Origin of the sequence: Kluyvera intermedia (genome assembly GCF_021440345.1) — a bacterium.
GTDB lineage: Bacteria > Pseudomonadota > Gammaproteobacteria > Enterobacterales > Enterobacteriaceae > Kluyvera > Kluyvera intermedia_A.
Window position 1 is genome coordinate 1 of sequence record NZ_JAKCNS010000057.1, and the last position, 14,012, is coordinate 14,012.

At 51.7% G+C, this 14,012-nt stretch carries 13 protein-coding genes; 6 read left to right on the forward strand and 7 right to left on the reverse strand.

Going from position 1 to position 14,012, the window contains the following annotated elements:
- Positions 1 to 141: 141 nt before the first annotated feature.
- Positions 142 to 654 (reverse strand): molybdopterin-guanine dinucleotide biosynthesis protein MobB, encoded by a 513-nt coding sequence (mobB, locus tag LZ634_RS16140; RefSeq protein ID WP_234507091.1) that lies wholly within the window; start codon positions 652 to 654, stop codon positions 142 to 144.
- Positions 651 to 1,235: a molybdenum cofactor guanylyltransferase MobA gene (gene mobA / locus LZ634_RS16145; RefSeq protein WP_320673464.1), complete on the reverse strand. Its 585-nt coding sequence runs from the start codon at positions 1,233 to 1,235 to the stop codon at positions 651 to 653. Before mobA ends, mobB begins: the two co-directional genes overlap by 4 nt.
- Positions 1,236 to 1,304: 69 nt before the next feature.
- Between mobA and LZ634_RS16150 the strand changes: the two genes are divergently transcribed.
- The 3 genes from LZ634_RS16150 (at position 1,305) to dsbA (ending at position 3,288) form a co-directional block, all read left to right on the forward strand.
- Positions 1,305 to 1,574, forward strand: a complete 270-nt coding sequence (locus LZ634_RS16150; RefSeq protein ID WP_052284157.1) for a YihD family protein — start codon at positions 1,305 to 1,307, stop codon at positions 1,572 to 1,574.
- A 76-nt stretch (positions 1,575 to 1,650) separates the two neighbouring features.
- Positions 1,651 to 2,637 (forward strand): serine/threonine protein kinase, encoded by a 987-nt coding sequence (locus LZ634_RS16155; protein WP_234507093.1) that lies wholly within the window; start codon positions 1,651 to 1,653, stop codon positions 2,635 to 2,637.
- Positions 2,638 to 2,664: 27 nt separating this feature from the next.
- Positions 2,665 to 3,288 (forward strand): thiol:disulfide interchange protein DsbA, encoded by a 624-nt coding sequence (gene dsbA, locus LZ634_RS16160; RefSeq protein ID WP_061284800.1) that lies wholly within the window; start codon positions 2,665 to 2,667, stop codon positions 3,286 to 3,288.
- 14 nt (positions 3,289 to 3,302) lie between these two features.
- Here dsbA and LZ634_RS16165 read toward each other — a convergent pair whose 3' ends face one another.
- The gene (locus tag LZ634_RS16165; protein WP_234507095.1) at positions 3,303 to 4,211 is read right to left on the reverse strand and encodes an acyltransferase; all 909 of its coding nucleotides are present in this window, start codon (positions 4,209 to 4,211) and stop codon (positions 3,303 to 3,305) included.
- A 396-nt stretch (positions 4,212 to 4,607) separates the two neighbouring features.
- On the opposite strand from LZ634_RS16165, the gene polA reads away from it, so the two are divergent.
- On the forward strand, positions 4,608 to 7,397 hold the full coding sequence (gene polA / locus LZ634_RS16170; protein WP_234507097.1) for a DNA polymerase I: 2,790 nt from the start codon (positions 4,608 to 4,610) through the stop codon (positions 7,395 to 7,397).
- 374 nt (positions 7,398 to 7,771) lie between these two features.
- On the opposite strand, the gene yihA is transcribed toward polA, so the two are convergent.
- Complete coding sequence (gene yihA / locus LZ634_RS16175; RefSeq protein ID WP_234507100.1) at positions 7,772 to 8,407, reverse strand: ribosome biogenesis GTP-binding protein YihA/YsxC; 636 nt, start codon at positions 8,405 to 8,407, stop codon at positions 7,772 to 7,774.
- A 590-nt stretch (positions 8,408 to 8,997) separates the two neighbouring features.
- Between yihA and yihI the strand changes: the two genes are divergently transcribed.
- Positions 8,998 to 9,513, forward strand: coding sequence for a Der GTPase-activating protein YihI (gene yihI, locus LZ634_RS16180; protein WP_234507102.1), 516 nt, complete (start codon positions 8,998 to 9,000; stop codon positions 9,511 to 9,513).
- Positions 9,514 to 9,701: 188 nt separating this feature from the next.
- Positions 9,702 to 11,075, forward strand: a complete 1,374-nt coding sequence (gene hemN / locus LZ634_RS16185) for an oxygen-independent coproporphyrinogen III oxidase (protein WP_234507104.1) — start codon at positions 9,702 to 9,704, stop codon at positions 11,073 to 11,075.
- 80 nt (positions 11,076 to 11,155) lie between these two features.
- Here hemN and LZ634_RS16190 read toward each other — a convergent pair whose 3' ends face one another.
- The 3 genes from LZ634_RS16190 to glnL all read right to left on the reverse strand — a co-directional run bounded on the left by LZ634_RS16190 (position 11,156) and on the right by glnL (position 13,848).
- Positions 11,156 to 11,263 carry a YshB family small membrane protein gene (locus LZ634_RS16190; protein ID WP_112202478.1) on the reverse strand — a complete coding sequence of 36 codons (108 nt, stop codon included), beginning with the start codon at positions 11,261 to 11,263 and terminating at the stop codon, positions 11,156 to 11,158.
- 113 nt (positions 11,264 to 11,376) lie between these two features.
- Positions 11,377 to 12,789 carry a nitrogen regulation protein NR(I) gene (gene glnG, locus LZ634_RS16195; RefSeq protein ID WP_234507106.1) on the reverse strand — a complete coding sequence of 471 codons (1,413 nt, stop codon included), beginning with the start codon at positions 12,787 to 12,789 and terminating at the stop codon, positions 11,377 to 11,379.
- A gap of 9 nt (positions 12,790 to 12,798) precedes the next feature.
- A complete protein-coding gene (gene glnL / locus LZ634_RS16200) occupies positions 12,799 to 13,848 on the reverse strand; it encodes a nitrogen regulation protein NR(II) (RefSeq protein WP_234507108.1) in 1,050 nt (349 codons plus the stop codon).
- Positions 13,849 to 14,012 lie beyond the last annotated feature (164 nt).

Below are 14,012 nucleotides of genomic sequence, written 5' to 3' on the forward strand. Positions count from 1 at the left end.
CTTTTTTGCGTCTGTACAGTGGTAAAAAATGGATGCTGGACGTAAGTTGGTTGTCAGATAAGGTGTTAATTTCGACCTGGTTGGCATGCGCCAGACAGCTAGATCGCCGTCTGGCATTGTTCAATCTATCTTTTACGTCCGTCAGTTATCCCGATGAGATAACCAACCCACAATAAACTCCACGATTTCATGCGGATCGTTCAGGTTCAGCACCGGTATATCAATATTTAATGCGGCATCGCTGGCCACCGCGATCGTATGCTCATCAATAGTCAGTTCACTCATGCTATGTCCCGCAGCCGCACGGAACAGTAAGATCTTAGCGACGGCATCGTGCTTGAATCCTTCAACCAACACCAAATCCAATTTTGAAGCATCCATTCGGCTGACCAACCAGGCGAGATCAAGCTCCTGTTCCTCCGGAGTTTCTGTCATCAATGCCCAGCGCTGCTTGCTGGCAACCAGCGTCTGCGCAGCTCCCGCTTTACGCAGTTCATAGCTATCTTTACCTGGTTTATCAACATCCATATTGTGATGGGTATGCTTAATCAATCCCGGGCGAATCCCGCGCGCGCAGAGTTCAGGTATCAACTTCTTCAGAAGCGTGGTCTTTCCGGTACCGCTCCAGGCCGCAATCGCTAAGAGCGGGATCATTTTGCCACCTGATTTTGCTGCAAATCTTCCAAAGTGTTCATATTGTGAAATGCCGCCTTCATGTCGCTAAAATCTACCGAATGGCCTCCAACCTCACGCATAAAGACCATAACGCGACGTTCGCCACGAGCCAGATAGGCTTTTATTTCGGTTGCTAGACTTCGGTGTATCAGGACGACGGCGGGATGATCGCGTTCTCCGTCATGAACCCAAACGACGGGTGCCTGCAGGCGTTTATCCTCTAAACGCTTAGCTAAATATTCGGGAATAAAAGGGGTGTCACAGGGACAAAACAGAAACCATTCGTCAGGGGTCTGCTGCATTACTGATAAAATACCGGCCAGCGGTCCTGGATAATCTGAGAGCGTGTCGGTAATGACCTGTAAACCGCTTGCCTGATAAATGGGTAGGTTACGATTCGCGCTAATCACAATCCTGCTGACCTGGGGAAGCAGACGGTCGGCCACGTGTTGCCATAACGGTTTACCGTTTAGCAGCATTAGCCCCTTATCCTGACCACCCATTCTGGAGGCTTTGCCGCCCGCCAGCACCACGCCGGTTATCTGGCTCTTCGCTTTCACTACTATCGCCTCTTTTATTGTGGGGTTTACCCTGCTACCGTATCTTTATCAAGCGTAAGGAGCACGACCATGAAATGTAAACGTCTGAATGAAGTTATTGAACTCCTCCAGCCAGCCTGGCAAAAAGAGCCTGAGCTGAATCTTATGCAATTTTTGCAGAAACTGGCGAAAGAGTCAGGCTATGACGGCGAATTGGCCGATTTAACGGACGATATTCTGATCTACCATCTGAAAATGCGCGACTCGGCAAAAGACGCGGTGATCCCGGGTATTCAGAAAGATTATGAAGAAGATTTCAAAACCGCGCTGCTACGCGCTCGTGGTGTGATTAAAGAGTAAAAGGTTGTAAGCAGAGCCGATCAACCCGCCGCGAAATGATATCCTGACTCATTCGTATCGTTAGTCGGATGTCAGGATGAACGACAAGGCTTTCAGTTTCCAGACTCTCCACCCGGATACAATTATTGATGCTCTGTTTGAACAGGGCATCCGGGTGGATTCTGGTCTCACCCCTCTTAACAGCTATGAGAACCGGGTTTACCAGTTTCAGGATGAAGACCGCCGCCGCATGGTGGTGAAATTCTATCGTCCGGAGCGCTGGTCTGCCGCGCAGATTCTCGAAGAGCATCAGTTTGCGCTGGAACTGGTACAGGATGATGTACCGGTTGTGGCCCCGCTCGCCTTTAATGATAAAACCCTGCTGACCCATGACGGCTTCTACTTTACCGTATTCCCAAGCGTGGGCGGCCGGCAGTTCGAGTCTGATAATCTGGACCAGATGGAGTGGGTTGGACGCTATCTTGGTCGCCTACACCAGACGGGACGCAAATCGCGTTTCACGGCTCGCCCGGATATCGGCGTCAAAGAATATCTTATTGAACCGCGTGCCGTATTTGAACACTCGGCGCTTATCCCCGCAGGGTTAAAAGACCGTTTCCTGAAAACAACCGATGACCTTATTGATGCGGTCATGGGGCTGTGGCACGGGCGTTTTGATGCGCTGCGTTTACACGGCGACTGTCATACGGGGAATATTCTCTGGCGTGATGGTCCAATGTTTGTCGATCTCGATGACGCGCGCAATGGTCCCGCGGTTCAGGATCTTTGGATGTTGCTTAACGGCTCTGTTGCTGAGAGACGTATGCAGCTTGAAATGATCGTAGAGGCTTACGAAGAGTTCAGCAGCTTTAATTCAGACGAATTGGCGCTGATTGAGCCTTTACGCGCAATGCGGTTGGTTTATTATCTTGCCTGGATTATCCGGCGCTGGGATGACCCTGCATTTCCGAAAAATTTTCCTTGGTTAACCGGGGAAGATTTCTGGCATCGGCAGATTGCTACTTTCGTTGAGCAGGTGAAGGTTCTGCAAGAACCCCCTCTACAGCTAACGCCAATGTATTAATTCGACACAGTCAGGAGAGAGTGAGTTATGAAAAAGGTTTGGCTTGCGCTGGCAGGTATGATTCTGGCATTCAGCGCATCTGCTGCTCAGATTACCGAAGGCAAACAATATATTACCATCGATAAACCGGTTGCAGGTGAGCCGCAGGTGCTGGAGTTCTTCTCCTTCTACTGCCCGCATTGCTATCAGTTCGAGGAAGTTCTGCACGTTTCTGATAACGTGAAGAAAAAGCTTCCTGAAGGCGTCAAAATGACCAAGTACCACGTTGAGTTCCTGGGCCCACTGGGCAAAGATCTGACTCAGGCATGGGCGGTTGCGATGGCGCTGGGTGTTGAAGACAAGGTGACTGTACCGATGTTTGAAGCCGTTCAGAAAACACAAACGGTTCAAACCGTTGCCGATATTCGTAATGTCTTTATCAACGCTGGCGTGAAAGGCGATGATTATGATGCGGCATGGAATAGCTTCGTGGTGAAATCGATGGTTGCTCAGCAAGAAAAAGCAGCCGCCGACCTTCAGCTGCAGGGTGTCCCAGCGATGTTTGTTAACGGTAAATACCAGCTGAACCCACAGGGTATGGACACCAGTAATATGGATGTCTTTGTGGCTCAGTATGCGGATGCCGTGAAACAGCTCGTTGAGATGAAATAAAATGAAAACGCCGGTCACTGACCGGCGTTTTTGTATTCTGCTTTTGTGGCAGCAATTTGCTGATCTTTCTCTTCCCATAATGCATTCAGCCACAGCTGGAAGCGCCGCTTGAAGTTCTTATCCGCAACATAATCGCCGTGCAATTCTGGATCGATGGAGCGTAAATTAACGCGGACCACAATACGCGTCAGCTTCCCACTCAGCATATCGTAAAACGGTGTCTTATCGTTTTCCGGGTAGCACAGCGTCACGTCGAGCAGCTTATCAAACTGAGATCCCAACACGTTTAATGCCATAGCGATGCCGGCAGCTTTAGGAGGCAGCAGGTTCTTATACGGCGAGCGGGTCTGTAGGCGTTTTTCTGGCGTGAAACGAGAGCCTTCCACAAAGTTAACGATAGTCGTTGGATGCGCGCGGAATTTTTCACACGAACGGCGGGTTGTTTCAACATCCTTGCCACGACGTTCAGGATGGCGAATCAGATAGCTGCGGGAATAGCGGCGCATAAAAGGCATATCCAACGCCCAGCACGCCAGCCCCATAAAAGGGACCCAGGCCAACTGCTGCTTGAGGAAATACTTATTCATCGGGATATGGTTACGGAAAATCACGCACAGCACCACGATGTCTGCCCAGCTGTGGTGGTTACAGATAAGCAGATACCAGTTCTTCTTATTTAAGGTATCCAGCCCCTCAATATCCCATTTAAGCCAGGGGTTAAAATGCAGCAGTGCGGCAAGCCCTGCACACCAGCAGAACATCATAAAATTACAAAATACCGAGACTGAACGCCAGATCACCGGAACAGGAAAGATAAGCTTTACGATCCCTGCGAGGATGATAGGAATGGAGCACAATATAGTCAGTAAAATGGTGAGCGCGATACTAATAGGTAGCGTTATCGCTGCGAGCAATCTCGACATAGTTTTTTTATTCAGATAGTTAGTTATTTAACGTGTGCAGATAAAAGAACACAAGGCGCTGATTTTACCAGAAAACGCGCCAAATGATGGGTCTTAGCAGAATAGAAAAGAGGCCACCATGTCTATCCACATTGTGTGAATTATGTTCAGATCACAATTTATCGTGACGATATACAATCAACTAGTTGAAAATTAATGATTATTTTTCATTTAACTCTGGGTTACATATTATTTGTTATAAGTAAAATAAAACTATTCACAAACTTATCCACAATTTGTTTTACGTGCGATCGCGAAGATCTCTAAATCTTTTCGCGTTATTTTGGCGAAAAATTCATGTTTTCATGCTGTCTGTGGCATCCTTTACCCATAATCTGATAAACAGGCACGGAAATTATGGTTCAGATCCCAGAAAACCCTCTTATCCTCGTTGATGGCTCCTCTTATCTCTATCGGGCATATCACGCATTCCCACCGCTAACTAACCGTGCAGGCGAGCCAACCGGCGCCATGTATGGCGTGTTGAATATGCTGCGCAGTCTGATCCTGCAGTATCAGCCGACTCATGCGGTTGTGGTTTTTGATGCGAAGGGAAAAACCTTCCGTGATGAACTGTTTGAAGACTACAAATCTCATCGTCCACCGATGCCGGACGATCTGCGTGCGCAGATTGAACCACTGCACACCATGGTGAAGGCAATGGGCTTACCGCTGTTGGCGGTCTCCGGAGTGGAAGCAGATGACGTTATCGGTACGCTGGCACGCGAAGCCGAAAAAATCGGCCGGCCGGTGCTGATCAGCACTGGTGATAAAGATATGGCACAGCTGGTGACGCCGGGCATTACGCTCATCAACACCATGACCAATACTATTCTTGGACCTGAGGAAGTGGTCGCGAAATACGGCGTACCTCCAGAGCTGATTATCGATTTCCTCGCGCTAATGGGCGACTCCTCAGATAACATCCCAGGTGTTCCTGGTGTGGGCGAGAAAACGGCGCAGGCGCTGCTGCAGGGCCTGGGTGGCCTCGATGCGCTGTATGGTGAACCGGAAAAAATCGCTGGCTTGACCTTCCGAGGCGCGAAGACCATGGCGGCGAAGCTGGAGCAGAATAAAGATCTGGCCTATCTCTCCTACAAGCTGGCAACGATTAAAACTGACGTTGAGCTGGAGCTGGGCTGTGAACAGCTGACTGTGGCGCCACCGGCGGCAGATGAACTGCTGGAACTGTTTAAAAAGTATGAATTTAAACGCTGGATAACCGACGTCGAGTCCGGTACCTGGATGCAGGCCAAAGGTGCTAAACCAGCCGCAAAACCTGCGCAAGCCGCAGCGACAGCCGCTGAGCCAGAAGAAGAGACAGCGACCACTCTGTCATCAGAAAATTATGTCACCATTCTTGATGAAGAAACGCTGCTGGCGTGGATTGAGAAACTGAAAAAAGCGCCGCTGTTCGCCTTCGATACCGAAACGGATAGCCTCGATAATATCTCCGCCAATATGGTTGGCCTGTCATTCGCTATCGAACCGGGCGTGGCCGCGTATGTCCCTGTTGCCCATGACTATCTTGATGCGCCGGATCAAATCTCCCGCGACCGCGTGATTGAGTTACTCAAACCCCTGCTGGAAGATGACAGCCTGCTGAAGGTTGGCCAGAATCTGAAGTTCGATCGCGGCATTCTGGCTAATTATGGCGTGGAGCTGCGCGGAATTGCCTTTGATACCATGCTGGAATCCTACACGCTGGATAGCGTCGCTGGGCGCCACGATATGGACAGTCTCTCCGACCGTTGGTTGAAGCATAAAACCATCACCTTTGAAGAGATTGCCGGTAAGGGTAAAAATCAGCTTACTTTCAACCAGATTGCGTTGGAAGAAGCGGGTCGCTATGCCGCGGAAGACGCTGATGTCACCCTGCAATTGCATCTGAAAATGTGGCCAAAACTCCAGAAGATAGAAGGGCCGCTGCGCATCTTCAATGAAATTGAAATACCGCTGGTGCCGGTACTGTCGCGTATTGAACGCAACGGTGTAAAAATTAATCCTACGGTCTTGCATGCGCACTCGCAGGAAATCGCCAAGCGTCTGGTTGAGCTGGAGCAGAAAGCCTATGAGATCGCGGGTGAAGAATTTAACCTCTCCTCGCCAAAACAGTTGCAGACCATCCTGTTTGAAAAACAGGGCATCAAGCCGCTGAAGAAAACGCCGGGCGGTGCGCCGTCTACCTCAGAAGAAGTGCTGGAAGAACTGGCGCTGGACTACCCGCTGCCAAAGGTGATTCTGGAGTATCGTGGGCTGGCGAAACTGAAGTCGACCTACACCGACAAACTGCCGCTGATGATTAACCCGAAAACCGGGCGCGTACATACCTCCTATCATCAGGCGGTGACGGCGACCGGCCGTCTCTCATCCACCGATCCAAACCTGCAAAACATTCCGGTGCGCAGCGAAGAAGGCCGCCGTATTCGTCAGGCGTTTATTGCCCCAGAAGACTACGTCATTGTGTCTGCGGACTACTCGCAAATTGAATTGCGTATCATGGCGCACCTGTCACGTGATGAAGGGCTGCTGAAGGCGTTTGCCGAAGGTAAGGATATCCACCGCGCTACGGCTGCCGAAGTGTTTGGGATGCCGCTGGAGAGTGTTACCGGTGAGCAGCGTCGCAGCGCGAAGGCGATCAACTTCGGTCTGATCTATGGCATGAGCGCCTTCGGTCTGGCGCGCCAGCTGAACATTCCGCGTAAAGAAGCCCAGAAGTATATGGATCTGTACTTCGAGCGTTATCCTGGCGTACTGGAGTATATGGAACGCACGCGTGCGCAGGCGAAAGAGCAAGGATACGTCGAAACCCTGGATGGTCGTCGCCTGTATCTGCCTGATATTGCTTCGAGCAATGGCGCGCGCCGTGCTGGTGCCGAGCGTGCGGCGATTAACGCCCCAATGCAAGGGACCGCCGCTGACGTGATTAAGCGGGCGATGATTGCCGTTGATAGCTGGTTAGAAGGTGAGAAACCGCGCGTACGTATGATCATGCAGGTGCACGATGAATTGGTCTTTGAGGTTCATAAAGATGACGTGGATGCGGTGTCGAAGAAGGTTCATGAGTTAATGGAAAACAGTACTCAGCTAGATGTCCCGCTGCTGGTGGAAGTCGGCTCTGGCGAAAACTGGGATCAAGCGCATTAAGTGTTCGATGATTAACGTCGTTTTATGTAAGTAAGCAACATAACTTATCTATTTTTGTGATGAACATTAGAATTCGTTATGTAACAAGTGAAAAAAAACTACAAAAAATGCTTTCTGTGAAACGTAAAAAAGAGTAGAGTTAATCTCGTAGGGTACAGAGGTAAGATGTTCTATCTTTCAGACCTTTTACTTCACGTAATCGGATTTGGCTGAATATTTTAGCCGCCCCAGTCAGTAATGACTGGGGCGTTTTTTATTGGGCGAAAGAAAACTTTTTCGCATCAGTCATTGTGATAAGCGATGAGGTTAAACGAAGGAATAGAACGGGCCCGGAACAGGGCGCGAGGCGCCGCTATCCGGGATTATGGCGGGGACTACTCTTCTGCTGCTTCTGATTCTTCCTGCGGTGGAATCTCGTTATACCAGCTATCCAGCTTCTGACGCAGTTTGTCGACGCCCAGTTTTTTCAGTGAAGAGAATGCTTCAACCTGCACGTCGCCGTTAAAGGCAATTACCGCTTCCCGTACCTGATTGAGCTGCGCTTTACGTGCGCCGCTAGCCAGCTTATCTGCCTTGGTCAGCAGTACAAGAACCTGAATCTCGCTCGCGACGGCCCACTCGATCATCTGCTGGTCGAGATCCTTCAGCGGATGGCGGATATCCATCAGAATGACTAATCCTTTCAGACACAGGCGTTTTTCCAGGTATTCACCCAACGCTTTCTGCCATTTGATCTTCATCTCTTCCGGAACCTGCGCATAGCCATAACCTGGCAGGTCGACAAGGCGTTTGCCCTCAACGACTTCAAACAAGTTAATCAGCTGCGTACGACCTGGTGTTTTTGAGGTACGGGCTAGGCTTTTTTGATTGGTCAGCGTATTCAGGGCGCTGGATTTGCCCGCGTTGGAACGGCCAGCAAAGGCCACTTCGATTCCGGTATCGGAAGGTAAGTGGCGGATATCAGGCGCACTTGTCACAAAGTGCGTCTGTTGATAGTTCAAGTTAGTCAAAACGGTTATCTCCGTTAAATAAGGCAATGGGGGCGATTATACCCGATCGGTAGAAAAAGGCTGGTTTTCCTCAGGCATCAACGGATGTAAGCCCATGCCCTTCCGTTTGTAAGATATTTGCCATCTGGACTATGCGAAATCTAAGAGAAGATGCAGACTATAGAATATTCAAATTCTTTAAAATCATATAATTACAATTGGGTAATAATCTGTATTGTTTATTTTTCGCCGTTTCGTCGCTTGTTAGTTTAACTCAACGCTGTAAAGTAGCACCCATCGGCAAGGGCGCCAGAAGGATTTAGACTCAGGATGAGGGGTCAGGAACGCCAGGAGGCGAAGACCAACGGAATCTGTCAGGATGACAAGCGTCTGGAGACGCTACGCAGGGATAGGGAACAATAACAGGGACTGTTATAAAGCTAATGGATAAACAGGGCGTGTTGTAAGCCAACATGGAATGTAGAACCCGTAATGGGTTGTGAGTCAGGAAAAAAGGCGACAGATTACTCTGTCGCCTTTTTTCTTTGTTTGCTTTCTGCTAGATTCCGGCTCAATTCTATACTGAATAAAACGGCTTAAAGACTGACATCATGAAAAAACCAACCTCTGCACCGCGCAGTAAAGCTCCGGGCAAACAGCGTCGTAAAACGCGTGAAGAATTGAACCTGGAAGCTCGCGATCGTAAAAACGACAAAAAGCACCGTGGCAACGCGGCAGGCAGCCGCGCGTCAGGCACTGACGGTGCATCCGGCTCCAATAAACAAAAGCAGCAAAAAGATCCTCGTATTGGTAGTAAAAAACCGATAGCGCTGGGCGTGACCGACGCACCTGTCGCTAAACAGCCCAAACCGAAGAGCGAGAAACCTATGCTTTCACCGCAGGCCGAGCTGGATATGCTGGAGAGTGATGAGCGCCTGGATGCGCTGCTGGAACGTCTGGAAAATGATGAGACCCTGTCTGCTGAAGATCAGAAATGGGTTGATGCCAAACTGGACAGAATTGATGAGCTGATGCAGCAACTCGGCCTCTCTTACGACGATGACGAAGAAGAAGAGGAAGAAGAGGGCAAGGAAGACATGATGCGCCTGCTGCGAGGTGGAAACTAACGTTTGCACCCGATTGGCCTGCCAGTCCTGCTTATAACCCTTTTGGTTGTATGTTATCTGGGGTGGTTATTCGTTAAACTACGACGGTTGTCGCGGCGTCAAAGTTGGCTGCGCAACCGGCTGGGGCGCAGTAGTGCGGCCATGCCGGCAAGCCGTCGTCGTTCTCGACACCATCGCAAGGAGTGAGCATGTCTGTGCAGTTAATCGACTGGGATCTGGCCCTGATCCAGAAATATAACTATTCCGGGCCGCGCTATACCTCATATCCCACCGCGCTGGAATTCTCTGATGCTTTCGGCGAAAGTGAGTTTCTTAACGCCGTTGCGCGTTATCCAGAGCGGCCGCTGTCGCTGTATGTGCACATACCGTTCTGCCATAAGCTCTGCTACTTCTGCGGCTGCAATAAAATTGTTACCCGCCAGCAGCACAAAGCCGATCAATACCTCGACGTCCTGGAGCAGGAAATTCGCCAGCGCGCGCCGCTGTTTTCCGGCCGGCATGTCAGCCAGCTACATTGGGGCGGCGGCACTCCTACCTATCTGAATAAGGCGCAAATCAGCCGCCTGATGACGCTGCTGCGTGAGAGTTTCCATTTCGATGCCGACGCCGAGATTTCGATTGAAGTCGATCCGCGTGAAATCGAACTGGATGTGATTGACCATCTGCGTAGCGAAGGCTTCAACCGCCTGAGCATGGGCGTACAGGACTTCAACAAAGAAGTGCAGCGACTGGTTAACCGCGAACAGGATGAAGATTTTATCTTTGCATTGCTTAACCGCGCTCGCGAAATCGGCTTCACTTCGACCAACATCGACCTGATTTACGGCTTGCCGAAGCAGACGCCGGAAAGCTTTGCCTTTACGCTTAAACGCGTTGCTGAGCTGAACCCCGACCGTCTGAGCGTGTTTAACTACGCGCACCTGCCGACGCTGTTCGCCGCACAGCGGAAAATCAAAGATGCCGATCTGCCGTCAGCGCAGCAGAAGCTGGATATCCTGCAGGAGACCATCGGTTCACTGACCGAAGCTGGCTACCAGTTCATCGGGATGGATCACTTTGCACGCCCGGATAACGAACTGGCGGTGGCGCAGCGTGAAGGCGTACTGCATCGCAATTTCCAGGGGTACACCACCCAAGGCGACACCGATTTACTGGGCATGGGCGTCTCTGCCATCAGCATGATTGGCGACAGCTACGCGCAGAACCAGAAAGAGCTGAAGCTTTACTATCAGCAGGTCGCTGAGCAGGGGAATGCCCTGTGGCGCGGTATTGCGTTAACCCGGGATGATTGTATTCGTCGTGATGTGATTAAAGCGTTGATTTGCAATTTCGGCCTCGATTTCACGGCGGTAGAAAAACAGTGGGAGCTGAACTTCAGTGAATATTTTGCTGAAGACCTGGCGCTATTGGCGCCGCTAGCGAAAGATGGGCTGGTGGATGTGGGTGAGCAGGGGATTCAGGTGACTGCCAAAGGCCGTCTGTTAATTCGTAATATCTGCATGTGCTTTGACGCTTACCTGCGTCAAAAGGCGCGAATGCAGCAATTCTCACGGGTTATCTAAGGAACAGCCCGGCGGCATTGTGCCTACCGGGCCTGCACTACATTTGGCGGGATGGGCGTTAGCGCCGTCCCGCACAAAGATCAGCTAAACAGCCCGACCAGCGCCGCGCAAAGTACCGCAGCCATTGCCGTTTGTGGCGAATGGCCGGCAGCGCCGCTCGACGCCAGGTTAATCAATGATTCAAGCATTTTCGTCCCCCCGTGGATTGCCGGGCAGCATGATACTTAACTCATCGGAACAGTAAAGTATAAAATTGCAGCAGTTTGCGCGAATCGAGCAATATTTACACTTCACCCTGGCCTTACTCCATCCCTAATTCTTTCAACTTGCGCGTCAGGGTATTGCGACCCCAGCCGAGCAGGCGGGCGGCTTCTTGTTTATGCCCCTGCGTATGACGCAGCGCGGTGGTTAGCAGCGTACGTTCCATCTCGGGCTGTGCTTCGGAAAGCAGGTTTTGATGACCGGAACGCAGCGCACGGTCGGCCCATTGCGCCAGCAACGTTGCCCAGCTATCAGGGAGCGAGGACGATGCGGTGCTGTCCGGCATGCTGGCTTCAAACAGCTCGCTGGGTAAATCCTGAATCAGCACTTCTTGTCCGGCGGCCATCACCGTTAGCCAACGGCAGGTGTTTTCCAGCTGGCGAACGTTACCCGGCCAGGCGAGGCGGGTGAGCGCCGCTTCTGTTTCGGGATGCAGCAGTTTGGCTTCAACACCTAGCTCACGTGCAGCAACCTGCAGGAAATGATGCGCCAGGCGCGGAATATCTTCCCGTCTCTCGCGCAGCGGCGGCAGATGAACACGGATGACGTTCAGGCGGTGGAATAAGTCTTCACGAAATTTGCCTTCCTGCACGCGCTGCTCAAGGTTCTGGTGGGTGGCGGCAATGATGCGCACATCCACCTTCACCGGCGCATAGCCGCCGACGCGGTAGAACTGGCCATCGGCCAGCACGCGCAGCAGACGGGTCTGCACGTCCATCGGCATATCGCCAATCTCATCAAGGAAAAGCGTGCCGCCATCAGCCTGTTCAAAACGTCCCTGACGTACGGTGTTGGCGCCGGTAAAAGCCCCTTTCTCGTGGCCAAACAGCTCGGATTCAATCAGGTCTTTCGGGATGGCCGCCATATTCAGCGCAATAAACGGTGCTTTGACGCGCGGGCTGTGGCGGTGCAGCGCGTGGGCGACGAGTTCTTTACCGGTACCGGATTCGCCGTTAATCAATACGCTGATTGAGGAACGAGAAAGGCGACCAATAATGCGGAACACGTCCTGCATCGCCGGCGCTTCACCAATAATATCGGTTGTCGGGTCGTTAACCTGAACATTGCGCGGCTGCTGCTGTTCCTGGTAGTGGCTAATGGCGCGTTCAACCAGCGCGACCGCTTCGTCAATATCGAACGGTTTTGGTAGGTAATCAAACGCCCCTTGCTGGTAGGCGCTAACGGCGGCATCCAGGTCGGAGTGCGCCGTCATTATGATGACCGGAAGCATCGGGTGGCGCTGTTTGATTTGGGTTAACAGCGCCAGGCCGTCCATACCGGGCATACGAATATCAGACATCAGCACGTCAGGTGTTTTGGTCGCCAGTGCGTCCAGAACCTCTTTCCCGCCTTCAAACGTGGTACAGGTCAGCCCCGCGCCGGTGAGTGCGCGTTCAAGCACCCAACGGATGGAGCTATCGTCATCTACGACCCAGACTATCCCTCGTTGCATAAACACACCTTATTTTTTAATTGGCAGGTAAACCGAGAACTCGGTATGGCCCGGCCAACTGGTAAATTCAATTTTGCCGGAGTGCTGATCGATAAGGCTGCGCGCAATCGACAGACCCAGCCCGGTGCCGCCTTCACGACCGCTCACCATCGGGTAGAACAGGGTGTCCTGTAAATGCGATGGAATGCCGGGGCCGTTATCTTCAACATCGATGCGGGCAGCCAGGCGATAGCGAACGCCGTGAAGCGTGAGCTGAAACGCAGTACGGGTGCGCAGGACGATTTCGCCGCCTTCCGGCCCTAAAGCCTGAAGGGCGTTACGCACAATATTCAGCAGAACTTGTTCTATTTGATCGGGATCGTGCGGAAGCTCCGGCAGGCTCGGGTCGTAATCACGGACCAGCTTGATGTTATCCGGGAGCTCCATTGAGACCAGCTTCACGACCCGCTCGGCCACTTTATGAATGCTCTCAGTTACATGTGTGCCGGGATGCTGTGGCCCAAGCAGACGGTCAACCAAATTACGCAGGCGGTCGGCCTGTTCGATAATGACGTTGGTGTATTCCGTTAATGCCGGATCAGGCAACGCTTTGCTCAGCAGCTGTGCCGCGCCGCGTAGGCCACCCAGCGGGTTTTTTATCTCATGCGCGAGGCCACGTACCAGATCGCGTGCCGCGATTTGCTGAGCGTGCTGGAGCTGCTCCTGGCTTAGGCGGCGTTGGTTATCCATCGGCGCCATTTCCAGCAGAATATAACCATCTGGCAGACGCTGGGCCGTGAGCGAGAGAATATGCGAACGGCTATCGATCACCAGCGTCACCTCGTTATCGGTAAACCCCTGACCGGTTTGCAGGCTCTCCCGCATCAAACCGATATTCAGCGAGAAATAGCTCAGGAGTTCGGGTAACGGTGTGCCAAAGAGCTTACGCGCGCTTTGGGCCAGCAGCTGCTGTGCTGCGGGATTCGCGTAGTGAACGGCCAGGTCGTCATCGACCAATAGGATGCTGTTAATTAACGAATTGAGGATCTGCCCAGCATCGGGCAGTGCGCCTGTTGCCATTTAGCAGTCTCCTGAAAAGGCTTGCACTGTTTTAGTGCAGTATAGCTTTTTATTGCTAAAAAGCGCGAAAGATCAGTTTGTTGGTGGAGAAAAAAGCCCATCCTGAGATGGGCTGAAAGTTTCCACGGCAACTCAATTCCAGGTGTTGCGCCAGAGCCTGTTGG